The sequence below is a fragment of the Faecalicatena contorta genome (genome assembly GCF_022835095.1).
Lineage (GTDB): Bacteria > Bacillota > Clostridia > Lachnospirales > Lachnospiraceae > Faecalicatena > Faecalicatena contorta.
Genome location: NZ_BQNQ01000001.1, coordinates 2,885,666 through 2,904,720, shown reverse-complemented (window position 1 = coordinate 2,904,720; position 19,055 = coordinate 2,885,666). Strand labels below are relative to the sequence as shown.

Here is a 19,055-nt window from a genome sequence, read left to right as displayed (position 1 = left end):
ATTTTCCTCCATAAGATGCGGCTTTTCCGCTACAAGAACTTCTAAGGCACTCTTAAGGCTTCCGAAATCAGCATACGTACTTTTCCTTCCCAAACAATTGCAGTCCCACCAGTTCAGCATAATCCGCCTCCCCCGGTTTTGATTAGCGGCATTTATGCCCTGATACCGCACCCGAGAGAGGCATATTCCAATTCCCCAAAGCGTCCCCATACCCGCCTAAATCCCCCCTTGCGCACCCGGTAATTTGAAATTTGTTAAGAAATCTGGAAAACGATTGTAGTTTGCAGTTAAAAGTGCTATAATTGCTCTGCCATTATAGAAAAATGACCAAAATATAATAAGTAATGAAGTTGAGGGCAGACGAATGAAGATAGTCATTATTGGGGATGGAAAAGTTGGCTATAAGCTGGCAAAACAACTCTCCGCGGAAAATTATGACGTTATTATGATTGACAGCAATGAGAAAAAGCTGCGTGCCGCGATTGACAGGCTGGATATTTTTTGCGTTACCGGAGACGGTGGAAGTGTGGCAGTTCAGAAGGAAGCAGATGTTCCGCATGCAGATCTTGTGATTGCGTGTACTTCCACAGATGAATGTAATATGCTGAGCTGTCTGATTGCAAGACGATTGGGGGCAAGGCACACAATAGCGAGGGTGCGTAATCCAATATATTATCAGCAGATTGATATATTAAAAGAAGACTTACATCTGAGTATGGCGGTAAACCCGGAGCTGGCTGTGGCAGGGGAGATTGTCCGGCTCTTATTATTCCCGGATGCAAGTAAGGTTGATACATTTGTCAAGGGAAGAGTAGAACTGATTGAACTTCCTCTGTTGGAAAAGAGCTGCCTGATTGGGCTGTCACTGGCGGATATGTATAATAGATTTCAGATTAAGCTTCTTGTCTGCGCGGTAGAGCGGGGGGAGGAAGTCTTTATTCCGGATGGTGATTATGTGCTGCGAGCCGGGGACAGGCTGCATATAGCTGCTTCTCACATGGAGATTGAGCTGTTCTTCAAACTGCTGGGTCAGAGAAAAGAAAAGATTAAAAAGGTAATTATCTGTGGCGGTGGGCGCGTCAGCTACTACCTTTCCACACAGCTCTGCAAGATTGGGATGCAGGTTAAGATCATTGAAATAGACGAAAAGAAATGTGAAAACCTGTGTGAACTTCTTCCCAAGGCGACGGTCATAAACGGGGACGCTACCGACCATGATCTTCTGATCGAAGAGGGGATACAGGATGCGGATGCACTGATCGCCCTGACGGGGATGGATGAAGAAAATATCATTATGTCACTCTTTGCAAAGAGCCAGGGTGTTTCCAAGATTATTGTCAAGGTAAATGAAGACAGAAGAGCCAGAATGATACAGGAATTTGGCATCGACAGTATCGTGTCAGCCAAGGCTGCTACGGCGGATGCAATTCTCAGTTACGTGCGTGCCCGCAGGAACTCTCAGGGAAGCGCGAATGTGGAAACGATGTACCAATTGGTCGACGGAAAAGTGGAGGCTCTCGAATTTATAGTGAAATCTCAGACAAACTATACGGGCATTCCATTAAAGGATCTGTCACTGAAGGTGAACAATCTGATTGCATGCATTGCGAGAAAGCGCAAAATTATTATACCTAACGGTGATGACTGCATTCAGGTAGGAGACAGCGTTATTATCATTACAATGGAAAAACATATCCAGGATATCCAGGATATTTTGCTGTAGGTGCAGATCGATGAATTATAGAATGACAACTTTCATAATAGGTAAGATGCTGGGGGTGGAAGGTGCGCTTCTCCTGCTTCCGGCAGCGGTTGCTTTTTTATATGGAGAAAAAAGCGGATTATCATTTTTGATGGTAAGTGCAGTACTTCTCATCATATTCCTGATATTTGGACGGAAAAAACCGGGCAACAAGCTGATTTACGGCAAAGAAGGACTTGTTATCGTGGGTTCCGCCTGGATATTATGGTCATTATTCGGCGCGTTGCCGTTTTTCATATCAGGGTGCATACCGAATTATCTGGACGCATTTTTTGAAACCGTGTCCGGTTTTACTACAACAGGGTCAACCATATTGACAAATATTGAGGCCCTGCCGATGGGAATGGCTTTTTGGCGGAGCCTGACGCACTGGATTGGCGGAATGGGAGTGCTGGTTTTCGTTATGATGCTGACTTCTCTGGATGATGAGAGTTCTATGCATCTGATGCGTGCGGAAGTGCCGGGGCCGGAGGCTGACAAGCTTGTGCCAAAGGCGAGAAGCACGGCTAAGATTTTGTACTCCATGTACTTTGTGCTGACCGCAGCGGAAGTAGTTTTTCTGCTTTTTGGCGGCATGAGCTTTTATGATGCGCTGATCCATTCATTCAGTACGGCTGGAACGGGCGGATTTTCAAATAGAAATGCAAGTATTGCCTATTACGACAGTGCATATATTGACGGAGTGATCACGGTATTTATGATTCTGTTTGGAGTGAACTTCAATATCTATTTCCTGCTGCGTCTGAAAAATTGGAAGGCCGCGCTGAAAAATGAAGAACTCCGTGGATATCTGGGCATAATTCTTGCCTCCATGGCGGTTATTACGCTGAATATCATGGGGATGTACGGCAATATTTTGCATGCATTTCGATATGCCTCCTTCCAGGTAGGGGCGATCATTACGACGACGGGATTCTGTACGGCCAATTTTGACCAGTGGCCCGAATTGTCGAAGGTAATCCTGCTGGGACTGATGGTGATCGGAGCCTGTGCAGGTTCTACAGGAGGGGGGATAAAGGTATCTCGTTTTCTGATATTAATGAAGAGCGTAAAGCAGGAGATCAGAAGAATGCTGCATCCCAAGTCCGTTACGATTGTGCAGATAAACGGAAAAAAAGTGGGAAGAGATACCATGCACGGTGTATATATTTACTTTATTTGTTATATCCTGATAATGATGTTATCTGTATTGCTGGTTTCCATCAATAACTACGATTTTACGACAACATTCAGTTCTGTATTGACAACACTGAATAATGTGGGGCCTGGGCTGGCTCAGGTGGGGCCGATTGAAAACTTTTCTGGCTTTTCACCTCTGTCCAAAATTGTGTTCTGCCTGGATATGCTGATAGGAAGATTGGAGATATTCCCGTATCTTCTGCTTCTTTCTCCGGATCTGTGGAGAAGGAGGTTCTAATAAATCTCGGAAACTGACAGAACTTTGGCAACATGCCGGAGAGTACTTAAAGACTTAAGGAAGAAAGACAGAAAGGGTAATGTATGAAAAAAGGGAAAGTAAAACTGTTGGCTGTGATAGGAATCATATTGCTTGCTGCGATTTATTATTATGTAACGCTGCCGGCAATCAATATCCACTCCTCAGATTTCTGGATGTTTTTTATAGTGATTATTATTATTGCTGCCTTGATTTACATCAGAAGGAAGAAGCTTAACCGGTATGAACTGAAAAACTCGAAAGGCGTAAAAGTTATTTTGGGAATCCTGGTGGTAGTGGTAGCAGCTTATTTGATTGGCACATTGCTATCTTCACCAATTGTAAATGCGAAGAAGTATCAGAAACTTCTGGATGTAAAAGACGGTGAGTTCACGAAAGATATCGAGGAATTGTCTTTTGACCAGATTCCGCTTCTGGACAGGGATTCTGCTGCAATCCTCGGTAACCGTAAAATGGGCAGCATGGTGGACATGGTATCTCAGTTCGAGGTGGATGATCTGTACAGCCAGATTAATTACCAGGATCAGCCGGTCAGAGTTTCACCGCTGCGTTATGCGAGCGTGATCAAATGGCTTACAAACCAGAAGGAAGGGATACCGGCATATATAAAAATTGATATGGCAACGCAGAATACGGAACTTGTGAAGCTGAAAGAGGGCATGAAGTATACGACAAGCGACCACTTTAACAGAAATATTTACCGCCATCTTAGATTTAAGTATCCGACGTATATTTTTAATGACCTCAGTTTTGAAATTGACGATGACGGAGTTCCATACTGGATCTGCCCGGTGAAGAAGTTTAACATCGGCCTTTTCGGTGGAACCACCATAGGCCGCGTAGTGTTGTGCAATGCCATTACGGGAGAGACAAAGGACTATAAGATAGAAGATGCGCCGGAATGGATAGACAGGGCTTACTCGGCTGATCTGCTTGTGGAACTGTATGACTATTACGGATCATTAAAGCATGGCTATTTTAACAGCATCCTGGGACAAAAGGACTGTCTGAAGACAACAACCGGTTACAATTACCTTGCAATTGACGATGACGTGTGGGTATACACCGGCGTGACTTCTGTCAGCGGTGACCAGTCCAATGTAGGATTTGTTCTGATGAACCAGCGGACAATGGAGACAAAGTTTTATGGCATTGAGGGAGCAACAGAAGACTCTGCAATGTCCTCGGCGGAAGGACAGGTACAGAACCTGAAGTATAAGGCAACCTTCCCGCTGCTTTTGAATATTTCCGGAGAACCGACTTATTTTATCGCCCTTAAAGATGATGCGGGGCTGGTTAAAAAATATGCGATGGTGAACGTACAGAAATATCAGATTGTGGCAATCGGAGATACGGTAAGCTCGTGCGAGGCTGCTTATACGAACCTGATGTATGAAAACGGAATCAAAGAGGTTGAAAAAGATACCCGTGAGATTGAGACAATTACTGCGAAGATTACAAAAATAGCGCAGGGAGTTATTGACGGTAATTCTCACTACTACGTAATGCTGGAAGGCTCAGATGAGATCTTTGATGTGTCAGTAGTGGACTTCATAGATATTATAAAATATGAAGTAGGGCAGGAAGTAACTGTGGAGTATAAAGAGGGTGATACGACCAATACAGTTCTTTCTTTCAACGGAGAAGAACTGCAGAAGACAGCACCGTCTTCCGACGGGGAAAATGCAGACAACGGGCAGCAGGACGATACAGCGCAGGCTGAGGAAGGCACAGTACAGGAATAAAAGCGCTTCACTAAGAGTAAGCAGCGGATATGATGGACGTAGTCATATCCGCTGTTTTTTTAAACAGCGCGTTTTACCGAATCAGCCCGTTAAAATAAAGATCTATGCACAGAATTCAGTTATCAAATATTCGATTCGATCGATTGGGATTCTTGAAAAAATGTGACTGCCCGGATGTGAGGAAAACAGGGCATAATTTTCTTAGGATGGAAATGAGAAAACAGGTTAAAATAAAAGGGTGTACCAGGCAGGTCGAGATCCGCAGATACACCCTTTTTGGTCTCATTAATTCAGAACGGCATAATCCGGTGAATCAATGTTTGGTATATCTTTTCTCTCAGCGCTGACACTGATAATAAATTCAATATTGTTTTCTTTTGAAATTTTGTTCAGTTTTTCGAGGAATTTTGACAGGTTGTCAATGGAAATATCTGCCTGTTTTAATACTCCGTCAATGAAAATGGTTTCAATGTCGTGGTTACCGGCTACCATGCCGTATATAAATCCGATAAATTCATCCAGCGTTTGAATATCTCTGTAATCTGCCATACAGATTGCGCGAACCTGAAAGTCCACGATGTATGTATCACGATGGCTCTTTTTAATTAATACTACGTTTCCATTGGAAGTTTTCACCTTCTCGTTTGCAAGTTCGATCATCTGCTTAGTTTTGCCGCTGCCTTTCGGGCCTGTTATTAAATTTACCATGGCGAATCTCTCCTTTATGTATGTTTTTTTGAGACCTCTCAATGCTCAAATGTCTTTAATTCATTATACACTAAAGTACGGGTGGTAACAACTAAAAAAAGGATAAATTCCAACTTTATCGAAAGGGTTCACCATATAAAACAGGGGAAGGAAAAAGTACAGAATTGCTTTGAGGTAAATGAGAATAGTTATCATATAGTGGGATTGAATAGCTGACGGAAGTGTGGTAAAATTCATTTAATTGAGAATCATAATCATTTGAAGGGAGGGTGCTATGCCTGCAGAAGTGCTGTCTTATTTTCTAAAACATGAGGATATACGTTTAAAGCTGCGGTTTCAGATTGTACTTCAGTGTGCACCGTTTCTAAAGGGGAAAAAGGTGTCCTGCGGAATTACAATGGAGGACTCTATGTATAATGAGCTGTATAATATCTTGGGCGGGTCAGGAATATCTTACCGCAGGCTGTCGGCAGCAGAGGGGAGATGCCTGGTTTTATTTTACCGTGAAAAAGAGTTATCCGAGTATCTGAACCGGGTCGGGATCAGAAGCTTTATCCGGGAATTCGGTTACATTGAAATGGGGCTGGACGAGATGTTGGAAAGGCTGTCCTGCCGCACGGCTTTATTTTCAAGGGAGGAGATCGGATATCCGCATGAGATCGGAATCTTTTTTGGATATCCCGTGGAGGACGTACAGGGGTTTATCCGCAATGCAGGAAGAGAATATCTGTTCCTAGGCTATTGGAAGGTTTACAGCAATCCGATGGCCGCGAAAATGATTTTCAAGGAATATGACCAGGCAAAAGTATGTGCGGTCAACGAATTTTTAACAGGAAAGAGCATAAAAGATATCGCGTGTAATAAGGAGGATTAAAACCATGAATGTATCAGTTGTCTACTGGAGCGGAACCGGCAATACACAGGCAATGGCAGAGGCGGTTGCCAGAGGAATAGAAGCGGCGGGAAAGAACGCAAGGCTGATCGAGGCAAGTGCGGCAGATGCGGTTGAAATAGCGTCTGAGCATGCATTTGCGCTGGGCTGCCCGTCGATGGGGGCAGAAGAATTGGAGGAGAACGAGATGGAGCCGTTTGTGGAGTCACTGGAAACACTTGTATCCGGTAAGCATATTTTATTATTTGGCTCCTATGGATGGGGCGACGGCGAATGGATGCGGAACTGGGCAGAAAGAATGAAGGCAGCCGGAGCTGAGCTGGTGCGTGCGGAAGGCATCATTGCCAATGAGGCACCGGATGGAGAAGCAATAGAAGCTTGCGAGAAAGCAGGAAGAGAACTTGCAGAACTTACATAGATTTCATTGACAAATCGTCTACTCCATGCATAAGATAGTTTCATACGTATGAAACTATAAGATGAATGGGGGAAAGAACATGAATCAGAACATGCTGCTTGGAATACTGATTCCTTTTGCAGGAACCACCCTTGGCTCAGCCATGGTATTCTTTATGCGTAAGGAAATGAATGAAAAACTACAGAAGGCGCTGCTAGGCTTTGCCTCGGGTGTTATGATAGCCGCTTCTGTGTGGTCCCTGTTGATCCCGGCCATAGAGATGGCGGAGGAGAACGGCTCACGGCCCTGGCTGCCTGCTGCGGCAGGCTTTTTGCTTGGGATGGGATTTTTGCTCCTTCTGGATACCGTGACGCCGCATATGCATCTCAATGGAGACGAGCCGGAGGGAGTGAAATCCAGCCTGAAAAAGTCAACCATGCTCGTTCTTGCGGTAACGCTGCACAACATACCGGAGGGAATGGCCGTAGGAGTAACGTTTGCCGGTGCAGTATCCGGGAATACAACCATATCGCTTGCCGGTGCATTTGCCCTGTCAGTCGGTATCGCAATCCAGAACTTCCCGGAGGGCGCCATTATATCCATGCCGCTGCGGAGTGAAGGAGTATCAAAAGGCCGTTCCTTCCTTTACGGCACTTTGTCGGGTGTAGTGGAACCGATTGCGGCGGTCATAACAATCCTTCTGACAGGTCTTGTCGTGCCAATTCTCCCGTATCTGCTCGCATTCGCGGCGGGAGCGATGATTTATGTTGTCGTAGAAGAACTGATACCGGAAGCACAGGCAGAACCGCATACAAACATCAGCACAGTGGGGGTGGCAATCGGATTTACCCTTATGATGATATTAGATGTGGCTTTGGGGTAGGGAGATTGTGGTGGCTGGTATGGGGACGCTCTTTGGAACCGGAGTGTCCGGAGGTCTTTTTGAGCAGGCTTATGCTGATTCTGGAAACCGGCCGCTTAGCCGTTAATTGCTAACTGCGAAAAAGCCGCATCTTATGGTACCGAGCGTATTCCCTTAGAAAGCCGATGCTTTCTAAGGGAATACGCTCTGGAAAACTGATTCGGAGATCAGTTTTTCCCCATAAGATGCGGCTTTTTCGCAGTTAGAATTAATCGGCATTAAAGGTTTCCAGAATCAGTATAAGCCTGCGCAAAAAGACCTCCGGACACCCCGGTTCTCAAGAGCTGGAACATCAAAGCTGAAGGCGTCCCTATCCCGGATGGGGGGCCAGACGGAGTAGGTGGATCGAGTGACAGATGATGCACGCTGATTCCCCAAAAAGTACTTGAAATGGTGAGGATTTGGTGATATGCTTTAAATTGCGTGTTAAGACACGACAACTCAGGAGAGTCTCTTATTTTAAGAGCGCCGAAGGTGTACGCAGCGTGTGCTGTAAATCTCTCAGGCAAAAGGATGGAGGAGTAATATTATGTTTAGTCAGATCAACAGTTTTATCAAGTGGGTCGATGATGCCGTGTGGGGGCTTCCATTGATCATTCTTATCCTGGTGACAGGAATCTATTTATCAGTTCGTTTGAAGGGCCTTCAGATCAGGCATCTGGGCAAGGCGCTGAAATTCATGGTGAAAAATGAAGAAGATGGACGTGGGGAAGTAACGAGTTTTGGAGCGCTTTGTACTGCGCTTTCTGCTACAATCGGGACAGGGAATATTGTCGGTGTAGCTACGGCGATTGCCGCTGGCGGGCCGGGGGCTTTATTCTGGATGATTGTTGCTGCTTTTTTTGGTATGGCGACGAAATATGCAGAGGGGCTTCTCTCTATTAAGTACCGTACAATTGATGAAGAAGGACATGTGTTGGGCGGTCCTTTCTATTACATAGAAAATGGAATGGGGAAGAACTGGCGGTGGCTTGCAAAGATTTTCGCCTTTTTTGGAGCAGGTGTCGGCCTGTTCGGAATTGGTACATTTACGCAGGTTAACGGGATCGCCTCTGCCGTGAAGAATTTCTTTGATCCGGATCTCGCCAACACGGTTAATTTGTTCGGCGGTACATACTCATGGGCAACCGTGATTACGGGAATTATCCTGACCTTCTGTGTGGGGCTGGTTGTGATTGGAGGAATTAAACGTATTGCAAAGGTATCGGAGATTGTTGTGCCGTTCATGGCGGTTCTCTATGTACTGTTGGCGCTGATCATCCTGCTGACTCATATACCGGCAATCCCGGGCGCGATTGCACTGATTGTCAAATCCGCATTTTCCGGCAGCGCGCTTGCCGGCGGTGTGATGGGAACAATGGTGATTGCCATGCAGAAAGGGATTGCAAGGGGGATCTTTTCGAATGAGGCTGGTCTGGGAAGCGCCCCGATCGCTGCCGCAGCTGCTCAGACAAAAGAGCCTGCGCGCCAGGGCTTGGTGTCTATGACAGGTACTTTTATTGATACGATCGTAATCTGTACCATGACCGGATTATCTATTGTGATTGCGGGGACGTGGAATACGGGCCTGGAAGGGGTGGAGATTACGACAGCTGCTTTCCAGCAGGGACTGCCGTTTCCGCCGGCTGTGGCATCCTTTGCCCTGATGCTGTGCCTTGTGTTTTTTGCTTTCACTACGATACTGGGGTGGAACTATTATGGAGAACGCTGCCTGGAATATTTGTCCAACAGAAATATGAAGGCGGTGAAAACTTACAGGTGGCTGTATATCCTTGCGATCTTTATCGGACCTTATATGACGGTAGAGGCTGTCTGGAATATTGCAGATATTTTTAACGCATTGATGGCGCTTCCGAACCTCGTAGCTCTGATTTCACTGAGCGGAGTAGTTGCCGCGGAGAGCAGGGATTACTTTTCCAGGCTGAAACAAATGGGGATGAAATAGATTTTAATACCTACATCAACACTGAAAACGTCTTCCGGGGCATGGATTACGGCTGCAACGATCGCGACACTGGTACCTCAGGTTTTTGTTTCCCTATGGGCGGGGGGCGCGGCCGACCGCTATAACCGGAAAAGGCAGACGCCATCTCCGTTTTAGATGGTGAACGGGCGTGAAAAGTATTCGCAGGTGCAACAAATTATGAAATCAGGGAGAAAACTACTTGACTTATTTTAACATTCTTCCTATAATAAATAAGAATATTGCAGAAACTGGGATGAGGAGTACTAAGAGCCTATCGTTTTCAGAGAGCTGCCGGAAGGTGTGAGGCAGAAGCGTAAACTCCCAACTCGCCTCGGAGTTCTTTTATTGAAACAGCAGTAGATAAAAGCGGGACTTCCCGTTACAGAAGAAATGAGTGCATCCGGGAGCTGCCGGGTGAATGAGAGTGGTACCACGGAAGTCAAAGCCTTTTCGTCTCTTAATGAGATGAAAAGGCTTTTTATAAAGTGTTGAATGTAGGAGGATATTGTAATGTCTAAGATTGTGTACAATCACAAAGCAATTGAGAAGAAGTGGAGGGAGAAGTGGGCGGAGAACCCGGTGAATCCCAAGGTAGACGATGACGGAAATAAGAAGCAGAAGTATTACTGCCTGGATATGTTCCCGTACCCTTCGGGAAACGGTCTTCATGTAGGCCATTGGAGAGGTTATGTGATCTCCGATGTCTGGAGCCGCTATAAACTGCTGCAGGGCCATTATATTGTGCATCCGATGGGATGGGATGCCTTCGGCCTTCCGGCGGAAAACTATGCCATCAAGATGGGCGTTCATCCGGCAAAATCCACAGCTGAGAATGTGGCTAACATCAAACGCCAGATCGATGAGATCGCTGCGCTCTATGACTGGGATATGGAAGTGAATACAACAGATCCGGAGTTCTATAAATGGACCCAGTGGATCTTTGTAAAGATGTTTAAAGAAGGTCTTGCATATGAGAAGGAATTCCCGATTAACTGGTGTCCCTCCTGTAAGACCGGCCTGGCAAATGAGGAAGTTGTGAATGGAAAATGCGAGCGCTGCGGTACGGATGTGACCAAGAAAAATCTGCGCCAGTGGATGCTGAAAATTACTGCTTATGCGGAACGCCTCCTGAACGACCTGGACAAGCTGGACTGGCCGGAGAAGGTGAAGAAGATGCAGTCCGACTGGATCGGTAAATCCTACGGGGCGGAAGTGGATTTTCCGGTTGACGGAAGAGAGGAGAAGATCACGGTCTACACGACTAGACCAGATACTTTATATGGAGCCACCTTCATGGTGCTGGCTCCGGAGCATGAACTGGCGGCATCGCTGGCCGTACCGGAGACAAAAGAGGCGGTAGAAAAGTATATTTACGATGCGTCTATGAAGTCCAATGTAGATCGTCTGCAGGATAAGGAAAAGACGGGGGTATTTACAGGGAGTTATGCCATCAATCCTCTGAACGGAGAAAAGACACCGATCTGGCTGTCTGACTATGTACTTGCAGATTATGGAACAGGAGCCATTATGTGTGTACCGGCGCATGATGACCGTGACTTTGAGTTTGCAAAGAAATTTGATCTTCCGATCGTGCAGGTTATTGCAAAAGACGGCGTAGAGATTGAACACATGACAGAGGCCTACACGGATGCTGCCGGCACTATGATCAATTCTGGCGAGTGGAACGGCATGGAATCTGCTGTGCTTAAAAAAGAGGCGCCGCATATGATTGAAAAAAGGGGAATCGGCCATGCAACGGTAAACTACAAGCTGCGCGACTGGGTATTCTCCCGCCAGCGTTACTGGGGAGAGCCAATTCCGATTATCCACTGTCCGGACTGCGGAGCCGTTCCGGTTCCGGAAGAAGAGCTTCCGCTTCGCCTGCCGGATGTAGAATCCTATGAGCCGACAGGAACAGGCGAGTCACCGCTTGCCGGAATCGAAGACTGGGTAAACTGTACCTGTCCGGTCTGCGGAAAGCCTGCAAAGCGTGAAACCAATACGATGCCGCAGTGGGCAGGATCCTCCTGGTATTTCCTGCGCTATGTAGACAGCCATAATCAGAACGAACTGGTATCCAGAGAAAAAGCGGATGAGATGCTCCCCGTAGACATGTATATCGGCGGCGTTGAGCATGCGGTACTGCATTTGCTGTATTCCCGCTTCTATACAAAGTTCCTGTGCGATATAGGGGCCATTGATTTTGATGAGCCGTTCCAGAAACTATTCAACCAGGGTATGATCACTGGAAAGAACGGTGTTAAGATGAGCAAGTCCAAGGGAAATGTAGTCTCACCGGATGACCTGGTAAGAGATTATGGATGTGATTCTCTGAGAATGTATGAGCTCTTCGTAGGCCCTCCGGAACTGGACGCGGAGTGGGATGACCGCGGAATCGACGGCGTCAACCGTTTCCTGAAGCGCCTCTGGAATCTGCTCATGGACAGCTGCGGCAAGGATATAAAAGCAACGAAGGAAATGATCAAGCAGCGCAACAGGCTGGTCTATGACATCACGACCCGTCTGGAGTCATTCAGCCTGAATACGGTAATCTCCGGCTTTATGGAGCATAATAACAAGTTGATCGAGATCGCTAAGAAAGAGGGCGGAATTGATCAGGAGACACTGGAAAACATTGCAGTACTTCTCGCGCCGTTTGCACCGCATTTTGCGGAGGAGATGTGGGAACAGCTGGGGCATACGGATACGGTATTCAAAGCAGGATGGCCGTCATACGATGAGTCCAAGATGAAGGACGATGAGATCGAAGTTGCCGTTCAGATCAACGGAAAGACAAGAGCCGTTGTAACAATTGCGGCGGATGCAGACAAAGATACGGCCATAGCAGCCGGGAAAGAAGCGGTTGCGGATAAACTGACGGGGACGATTGTAAAAGAAATCTACGTGCCCGGAAGGATTATAAATATTGTGCAGAAATAATTGAGAAGAAATTCTCACAACAGAATAAAGTGCTTGGAAATATTGAAAAGTTTGCTTGAAATCAAGGTTTACAGACATTTTTCTTTAAAGAAAAGGTATTATAGAATACCGTAAAATATCGTAACAGATTTTTAAAATGGAGTAAATTTGGAGTAAAGATTGAAAGAAAATGGAGTAAATATTTCAAGTCAAAATGGACGCAGGTAGTGGAAATACTTCCTGCGTCTATTTGATACAATTGATAAAAAATAAGGATACTTTGCATTATAGTTATAAAAAGTAACATCCATCTAGGATTTCTAAATCCTTTACAATATATAACTCTTGAAATAATTTGAAATCATCACTGGTTAATATTAGGGTTGGTTTTGATTTTACTATGTTACCATTCTTGTCTAAATATTGTGAGTAATATTTCTTAGACTTAGAATCGTAAATGTCAGATGTAGTTAAAGCTTTGTTAAAAGGGTAAAGAAAACTTGTTTTATTCATAACAAAAGGTTCTTTTCCTTTTTTTAGGTTGAAACAAGCTTTAAATCTTACTATATATGAAAGATTCTTTTGGGTGATAATGGAAGGAAGAGCATTGCCACTCCAAAAAATAGGTTCTTTTTCATATATTGATTCATCAATTATTTTAGGAGGAAATGCTACGGACATATATTTTTTTTTGCTTGAATATCCATAAACTTTTTTATCTAAATAGTCATCAGAATCATTTGCATTTGGAGAACTTTTTTGAATAGGAGTTTTATAGAAATTCTTTTTAAGTTCATCCAACTGTGCTGTATGTAATTCTTTTAATTCTTCACTTGATATTCCATAACCTATAACATCTCGTGATACGGTATCTATTATAGATTGAGGTATAGCATCTAGTTTGATGATATATACTTTATTTAAGCGTGGATTATAAATACCTAACTGTGTTATATTTTTAAATTCTTTATGTACAGAATGTTGTCCCATAATTAAATATATAAGTAATTGTAAGGTGTATTTGGGTTTGATTTCTTCTTTTAATACTTTTAAATCCCATAAAGTATCTTTGGTTAAATAATCTCCATCACCTGCTGATATGATAGATGTGTATCCACCTTCAAAAGTAAAACCATCTTTAATGATTGGACCATATTGTTCCCAAAAAGACAAAGTTCTTTTTATCATTGTTATAATGTTTGCAATAGTATTCGTATCAGGGGTGATTTCTGATACTGGCTTAAAATGAGCCATTCCTGCTCGATAACATACGTCATATCCCACTAATTTGCTTGCGCTAATAATAGATTCAGTATCTAATCCATTAATTTTGGAAAGTAATTTATAAGCAACAAATTCATTTTTAGCTATTTTAGCTCCGAGTATAGATATATGAAAAGCAGTTTCTTTAGGTGTTCCCATACAGAATCTGGTCATATAGTCAATAACAAGACCAATTAAACTTGGATGGATATTTTCTTGAGAATTTAGTTCAATTCCATCTTCTAAGGTAATACATGTAAAATCTTTTCGTTTAATATACCCACCTCTAGGCTGTTTTATTTTACTAATTCGTTGTGTGACTGAATACATTTTATTTCCTCCATGAAAAAATAATAGTTGTAATTTATTTTTTGAAGTTTTTGATTTTATTGTAACATTGAAAATATATGAGAACAATTACTATTTGATAAAGTTGATATAATAAAAGTGAGGTCAAGGAACAAGGCGAAGCCGATACGCCGTAGGGCAGTCCTTGACGGAACGGGTACAGCCAACAGCACCATGATACAGCAGAGGACTTGAAAGGTCAGAAACCTTGCAAGTCCTCTTGTCTGTTACTGGGCGTTATATTTTAAGTAAAGTGCTTCTTTCACTTGTTCTTTTTCAAATGCTTTTATGTGAGCGTCTTGTATTCCGGTGTCGATGTAAAAGCAATCGTCAGCTTGTGAGTAGGAAAGTTTGGTAACTTTCGGTTTATATATCTTCGTATCAATTCCATAATAGTAAATCGTGGCGGTTGTTAATACCATATGAATACTTTCAAAATCTCTTGTAAAAATAGTATGCCTGTCGGAATAGAAGAAATCAGACGGACATTCGTAGAATTGGGAACTATCGTCTTTTAAAAACAATGGAAGTATGTGCATTGCATTTCCAGCACGATTGACAAGTACGTAAAAGCGTGGAATAAGAGCGGCATATTGTGTCATCATGGCAATATATATATCATCTAAGTTATCAAGAAGATACTCGGAACAGGTGTTGTTGTAAAAGACATATTGCAGAGCATTGTCATTTTGGCTTGTATGTTCCATAGGCACATTTTGTCCGTAAAGCCATCTCAAGTCCACATCTAAAGAGTCGGCAATCAGTTCCATTTTATCGGCTTTTGGATTGTACTGTCCCGAAAGATAGGAACTGAACGCTCCTTTGCTGATACCAGTATCTTTGACTATATCCACTTGTTTTTTATTTTTTGCTTTCATGGCAAATTTAATCCGTTCTGCGATTGTATTCATCTGAAAAACCTCTCTTTCCATATCGTGTTATAACTTCTCATATCGTATCGTCTAAGGACACTATATCATAAGTTCAGAAAAAAGAAAACAAAAAGTTCATAAAAAACTAAACTTTCTATTGCGAAATGAATATACTTGTGCTAATATACAAATGAGTTCAGAAATAACTGAACATAAACGACGTCGTAATAGGAAAATGAAAATATGAGAAACTGACCTATCGGTTCAACGGGGAGAAAGGAACGAGTATGCAGATTACATTGACAAAAGAACAGGTAAAAGAAGCATTTGGAGAACTTCGTTTTATGGGTGCGGACAACTGTTACCACTATGACAAAGACAGCAAGAAGAAAACAGAGGAAGTGGAAGCTTTAAAACTTCATCTCGGAAGCATGAAAATTGGGAACAGCGTGGATATTCGTTTGGAAGCAACGGAACTTCCGAAGATTGAGCCTTATGCGGTGGTAGAACTGGAAGAACCAGTATATGCCCCTTATGTGCAGAGAGGAAACTTCCCTGTATTAGTGGAAAAGATTACCTGTAAGGGTATCCGTCCTGTTTCAAATAAAAATATGTAGGTGGTCAAAGTTCCTGCCCTCGTTCTGTCGTACCAAACGGCAGGTTGAGGGTGGGGCAATGACAACGCCATTGAAGATAGGAGGTATGTGAAATTTGGAAGAAAGAAGTGGAAGTTTTCTTCCAGAACTCCCCTATACTAACAGGGGAGTAATACGACAGAAAGAAGAATTAAGTGCTTTGATAGATTGGTGTCAGGTAACCATTAAGGAAGTTCCGTTAGAAGTAGTTATAGAAGATGTACTGAGAATACCGTTGGAACTTATGACGGTAACAGGCTATGAAAAAGGAATTGCAGGACATGAGGTTGTGGCAATCTTTGATAATATCAAGGTACTAAAACCAACAGGAAATGCACAGTATCAAGGATTTCAGATTTTAATGAGTGGGAAAGGCTGTCGCAACTATGAGAATTTTTTACAACTCAATGAGGAAACTTGGTTTGATTTTTTTAACAGAGTTTGTCAGTATCATATCAATTTCCCTCGGATTGATTTGGCGATAGACGACAGAAAACCGTATTTGAGTGTTCCCGATTTGATTATACGGACAAAAGAGGGATTGCTTTCTTCAAAGTTACGGGAGATAGATTTTCATGATTCGGGAGAATTGAAAGAAGATGTATTTCAGAGTAAAGGTGGCAGTCTTTATCTCGGTAGTTCAGCCAGTAATTTGAGATTGGTGTTTTATGAAAAGGGATATGAACAGAGTAAAAAATATGGAATAGAATTAGACGAAAATTGGAATAGATATGAATTGAGATTTCGGCAGGAAATGGCAGTTAGTGTAGTACAGGAATTATTGAGATATAAAGATGTAGCAAGGCTGGCAATGGAAGTATTGAACAGTAAAATACGATTTTTAGAAAAGCCAACAGACTGTATGACAACAAGAAAAAGGCTTTATCCCACTTATCGAGCATGGACGGAATTGATGAAAGACATAGGCAAGGTCAAACTTACTATGCAACCACAGAAGAAAAGTCTGCAAAAGGTATGGGAGTGGTTAGAAAAATATGTTGCCCCGTCTTTGAAATTGTTTGCAGAAGTTGGGAAGATAGAGCAGAGAGATTATATTGCTAATCTTATAGCAAATGGAGAAATGAATATCACACAAAAGCAGTTGTATGATGATTACATAAAAGCAAGAAAATTAGACGAAAGGGGGTAATCGTATCGAGAAAGCATTACTAAATATAAATGAATTTTGTGAGTATATGGGGATTGGGAAAACAAAGGCAAGAGAATTGTTGAACAATCCTAAAAATAGATTTACAGTACGCATTGGTAATCGGTTGTATGCAAATAAGAAATTACTTGATGAATGGCTGGAATATCAATGCAAAAGGGCTTGAAAAGAAAATGAGGTGTCGATATAATGAAAATTGAAATATTTACTTTACCATATTTCTTTCAGTAGAAGAAAGGAAAGTTGGTATGGGTAAAGATTTAAAGGGCAAAGAACTCGGTAAGGGAATTTCACAGAGAGCAGACGGACGCTATATTGCAAGATTTACAAGCAAAACAGGGAAACGAAAAACGCTTTATGATTTTAAACTAAATGAGTTGAAACGGAAGTTGCGAGAAGCGGTTTATGAAGATGAACATGGTTTGAATGGCAATGGCGAAAGTATCACTTTAAATGCATGGTATGTAACGTGGACGGAGTTGTATAAGAAGAAAACAGTTAAAATGACTACGATATATAAAAATCACAGTTACTACAATTCAAGAGTGAAGAACTCTATCGGGAAGATGTATTTGCAGGACATTAAAACATATCACGTTCAGAAGTTTTTGAATGATTTGTTAGACAATGGTCTTGCACATGGAACTGTATCAAATATCAGATTTATGTTAAACGATATGCTCGATAAGGCAGTGTTGAGTGAATACATCAGAAAAAATCCTTGTATCGGTGTGGAAATGCCGAAAGAAGTGAAAAAAGAAAGGCGTGTATTAACAAGAGAAGAGCAGGAAAAATTTTTTACATTTGCTTCTTCCTACATACACATCAATGTTCTAAAATTTGCCGTGACAACAGGTTGTAGGATTGGAGAAGTGCTTGGACTGAAATGGGAAGATTGCGACTTTGAAAGAAGAAAAATTACAATCAATAAGACAATCCATTATTCAAAGGCTTCCAGTCCCGTTGAGGGTTCGAAGTTTTTCTACACGACTGCAAAAACCATGTCTAGTAATCGTGCAATTCCGATGACAGATGAAGTGTATGAGATTTTACAAAATCAGAAGATAAAGCAGACAGAACAGAAGATGTGGAAACGCTCGATATGGAAACAGCATAAAGAATTTCAAAATTTGGTATTTACCTGTTCGGACGGTTCGCCGGTTTATTATTACAACGTTAATAGTGCAATCAAAGACTATGTAGCGAAAATCAATGTGATAGAGATTGAACTGGCAAAGGAAGAAAAGAGAGAGCCGAAGATATTTGAAGTGTTTACCTGTCATACCCTGCGACATACATATGCTACAAGGTGTTATGAAAATGGCGTAGACCAACAAGTAGTACAGAAACTTTTAGGTCATTCCACGCTGGCGATGACAACTGATTTATACACGCACGTTTCAGAAGAAAAGAAAAAAGAAGAAGTAGCCGAATTGAAAATATTGGCTTAAATTTGGAGTAAAAATGGAGTAAATCAGAAGATAGATAGCTAAAAACGGCGTAAAATCAATGTTTTCAAGTGGATATAAATATTGTGCAAAAGTAATTGGGAAGATTCGGCGCGGGTAATGCAGGCATTACCTGCGCCATTTTATCAAAGAAGAGGCAGGAGGGAATGCCATATGATAATAGAGGTGCTGAGGCAGGAGTTTTCTGTGTGCAGGGTAACAGATCTGTCAGAGGTGAATATGAAGGATGAATTTTGTTTTATTGGAAAAACGGATGAGGAGAATTCCCTGGTCTGCAGTTCACAGTATGTCCCGTCCAATGCGGCTGCCTGCGACAATGGCTGGCGTGCTTTCCGCATCCAGGGAACCCTGGACTTTTCCCTGACCGGGATACTTTCTAAGATCGCAGGCCTGCTGGCAGGGCATAAGATCGGAATATTTGCGGTATCAACGTACAATACAGACTATATACTGACTAAGAGTAGGAATTTACAAAAGGCGCTTGGCGTACTTAAGGACAGCGGGTACCAGATCAGTTTTTTGTAGTTCCCGGG

General features: G+C 42.8%; 15 protein-coding genes, 1 riboswitch and 1 other annotated feature. Of the genes, 12 read left to right on the top strand and 3 right to left on the bottom strand.

The genetic code is table 11. The annotated features are described in order from the left end of the window. Positions 1-364: 364 nt before the first annotated feature. The 3 genes from trkA to MWG26_RS12930 all read left to right on the top strand — a co-directional run bounded on the left by trkA (position 365) and on the right by MWG26_RS12930 (position 4,963). A complete protein-coding gene (gene trkA, locus MWG26_RS12940; RefSeq protein ID WP_025657154.1) occupies positions 365-1,723 on the top strand; it encodes a Trk system potassium transporter TrkA in 1,359 nt (452 codons plus the stop codon). Positions 1,724-1,733: 10 nt separating this feature from the next. Then, positions 1,734-3,179, top strand: coding sequence for a TrkH family potassium uptake protein (locus tag MWG26_RS12935; protein ID WP_117441175.1), 1,446 nt, complete (start codon positions 1,734-1,736; stop codon positions 3,177-3,179). An 83-nt stretch (positions 3,180-3,262) separates the two neighbouring features. Further along, the gene (locus MWG26_RS12930) at positions 3,263-4,963 is read left to right on the top strand and encodes a hypothetical protein (RefSeq protein ID WP_025657155.1); all 1,701 of its coding nucleotides are present in this window, start codon (positions 3,263-3,265) and stop codon (positions 4,961-4,963) included. A gap of 285 nt (positions 4,964-5,248) precedes the next feature. Here MWG26_RS12930 and MWG26_RS12925 read toward each other — a convergent pair whose 3' ends face one another. Further along, positions 5,249-5,671: a hypothetical protein gene (locus tag MWG26_RS12925; protein ID WP_025657156.1), complete on the bottom strand. Its 423-nt coding sequence runs from the start codon at positions 5,669-5,671 to the stop codon at positions 5,249-5,251. A 274-nt stretch (positions 5,672-5,945) separates the two neighbouring features. On the opposite strand from MWG26_RS12925, the gene MWG26_RS12920 reads away from it, so the two are divergent. The 5 genes from MWG26_RS12920 to leuS all read left to right on the top strand — a co-directional run bounded on the left by MWG26_RS12920 (position 5,946) and on the right by leuS (position 12,788). Further along, the gene (locus MWG26_RS12920) at positions 5,946-6,545 is read left to right on the top strand and encodes a DUF3793 family protein (RefSeq protein ID WP_025657157.1); all 600 of its coding nucleotides are present in this window, start codon (positions 5,946-5,948) and stop codon (positions 6,543-6,545) included. Between the two features lie 4 nt (positions 6,546-6,549). Then, positions 6,550-6,981, top strand: coding sequence for a flavodoxin (locus MWG26_RS12915; RefSeq protein ID WP_025657158.1), 432 nt, complete (start codon positions 6,550-6,552; stop codon positions 6,979-6,981). Positions 6,982-7,060: 79 nt separating this feature from the next. Beyond that, positions 7,061-7,843, top strand: a complete 783-nt coding sequence (locus MWG26_RS12910) for a ZIP family metal transporter (protein WP_025657159.1) — start codon at positions 7,061-7,063, stop codon at positions 7,841-7,843. A gap of 471 nt (positions 7,844-8,314) precedes the next feature. Beyond that, positions 8,315-8,409, top strand: a riboswitch (glycine riboswitch). 2 nt (positions 8,410-8,411) lie between these two features. Next, positions 8,412-9,827 carry an alanine/glycine:cation symporter family protein gene (locus MWG26_RS12905; protein WP_025657160.1) on the top strand — a complete coding sequence of 472 codons (1,416 nt, stop codon included), beginning with the start codon at positions 8,412-8,414 and terminating at the stop codon, positions 9,825-9,827. Positions 9,828-10,089: 262 nt separating this feature from the next. Further along, positions 10,090-10,309 (top strand) — a binding site (T-box leader). Between the two features lie 49 nt (positions 10,310-10,358). Beyond that, on the top strand, positions 10,359-12,788 hold the full coding sequence (gene leuS, locus MWG26_RS12900; RefSeq protein WP_117441173.1) for a leucine--tRNA ligase: 2,430 nt from the start codon (positions 10,359-10,361) through the stop codon (positions 12,786-12,788). Between the two features lie 270 nt (positions 12,789-13,058). Here the strand turns inward: leuS and MWG26_RS12895 are convergent, their stop codons facing one another. Beyond that, positions 13,059-14,360 carry a hypothetical protein gene (locus MWG26_RS12895; protein ID WP_207658948.1) on the bottom strand — a complete coding sequence of 434 codons (1,302 nt, stop codon included), beginning with the start codon at positions 14,358-14,360 and terminating at the stop codon, positions 13,059-13,061. Positions 14,361-14,605: 245 nt separating this feature from the next. Then, positions 14,606-15,289 carry a helix-turn-helix domain-containing protein gene (locus MWG26_RS12890; protein WP_117441172.1) on the bottom strand — a complete coding sequence of 228 codons (684 nt, stop codon included), beginning with the start codon at positions 15,287-15,289 and terminating at the stop codon, positions 14,606-14,608. Positions 15,290-15,537: 248 nt separating this feature from the next. Here MWG26_RS12890 and MWG26_RS12885 point away from each other — a divergent pair, with 248 nt between their 5' ends. From MWG26_RS12885 to MWG26_RS12865, 4 genes are all read left to right on the top strand, one after another. After that, positions 15,538-15,867: a hypothetical protein gene (locus tag MWG26_RS12885; protein ID WP_117441171.1), complete on the top strand. Its 330-nt coding sequence runs from the start codon at positions 15,538-15,540 to the stop codon at positions 15,865-15,867. 94 nt (positions 15,868-15,961) lie between these two features. Next, a complete protein-coding gene (locus tag MWG26_RS12880; RefSeq protein WP_181969599.1) occupies positions 15,962-17,035 on the top strand; it encodes a replication initiation factor domain-containing protein in 1,074 nt (357 codons plus the stop codon). A 266-nt stretch (positions 17,036-17,301) separates the two neighbouring features. After that, a complete protein-coding gene (locus MWG26_RS12870; protein ID WP_117441170.1) occupies positions 17,302-18,504 on the top strand; it encodes a tyrosine-type recombinase/integrase in 1,203 nt (400 codons plus the stop codon). A gap of 171 nt (positions 18,505-18,675) precedes the next feature. Next, positions 18,676-19,047 carry an ACT domain-containing protein gene (locus MWG26_RS12865; RefSeq protein ID WP_025657165.1) on the top strand — a complete coding sequence of 124 codons (372 nt, stop codon included), beginning with the start codon at positions 18,676-18,678 and terminating at the stop codon, positions 19,045-19,047. Positions 19,048-19,055 lie beyond the last annotated feature (8 nt).